General features: G+C 67.0%; 1 protein-coding gene. It reads left to right on the forward strand.

The window, feature by feature from the left end; translation table 11 throughout:
* The coding region (locus AC097L_RS24605; RefSeq protein WP_479589343.1) for a helix-hairpin-helix domain-containing protein at nucleotides 1-1123 on the forward strand (1123 nt) is incomplete at its 5' end.
* Between the last annotated feature and the right edge of the window lie 212 nt (nucleotides 1124-1335).

Consider the following 1335-nt stretch of genomic DNA (forward strand, 5'->3'; position numbering starts at 1 on the left):
TTCCATTTTGGCCGCCGGGTTCACCCCGGGCGAGGCAGACGGGCTGCGGCGGGCCATGGCCGCCTGGAAGCGCAAGGGTGGGCTGGAAAAGTACTACGACAAGATCGTTGGCGGCATGACCGCGCGCGGCTACGACGAGGCGTTTGCCCAGAATATCTTCGAGCAGATCAAGGGCTTTGGCGAGTACGGCTTTCCGGAAAGCCACGCGGCATCGTTTGCCTTGCTGGTCTATACCAGTTGCTGGATCAAGCGGCACCACCCGGCCGAGTTTCTGGCCGCCCTGCTCAACAGCCAGCCGCTGGGCTTTTACTCGGCCTCGCAGCTGGTACAGGATGCCCAGCGCCACGGTGTCGAGGCACGGCCCCCGGATGTGAGGCCCAGCCACGGGGACTGCACCCTGGAAGACCTGCCGCACCCCCCGGCCGTGCGGCTAGGCCTGCGCCTCATCGACAAGCTGCAGAAAAAGTCCGCCCAGCGCATCGTGCAGGCCCGTGCCGAAGCACCTTTCGACAGCGCCGAAGACCTGGCCCGGCGTGCCCACCTGGAGCAGCACGAGATGCAGACCCTGGCCGCCGCCGATGCGCTGATGGGCCTGTCCGGCCACCGGCGGCAACAGGTCTGGGATGCCTCGGCCCTGCGCTCCACGCCACGGCTGCTGCGGGACGCGCCGGTGGACGAGGACCTGCTGGAATTGCCCCCCGCGCTGGAAGGGGAGGAGGTGGAGTGGGACTACGCGTCCCTGGGCCTGACCCTGCGCAGCCACCCGCTGGCGCTGCTGCGGCCCCAACTGGCCCGGCGCAGGCTGATGTCGGCACAAGACCTGCTGGGCGTGCCCGATGGCCGCATGGTGCGCCACTGCGGCATCGTCACGCTGCGCCAGCAGCCGCCCACCGCCAAGGGCACGACTTTCCTCACCCTGGAGGACGAAACCGGCGTGGTGCAAGTGATCTGCTGGAAAGCCGTGCGGGAGACGCAGCGCGCCGCACTGATGCAGTCCCGGCTGCTGGCGGTGCGGGGCCGCTGGCAGCGCGAAGGTGATGTGATGAACCTGATCGCCCAGAAGCTAGTGGACCTGACCCCCTTGCTCGGCAGCCTGGCTACCACCAGCCGGGATTTCAAATAGCCCCTGCTACGGACAGTGTCGCCTGGGCGGGGGCCCTATTTGTTGCGGCGCAGCATGCTAGCATCGTCCTCCCCTCCACCTCTGACAGCCGGGCACCGCATGCGCAAGACTTCTCTGGACAAAAGCAAGATCAAGTTTCTCTTACTGGAAGGCGTGCACCCTTCGGCGCTGGAGGTGCTGCGCAACGCGGGCTACACCCAGATCGAGAGCTT

It is taken from the genome of Rhodoferax sp. RT5P35 (assembly GCF_056521385.1).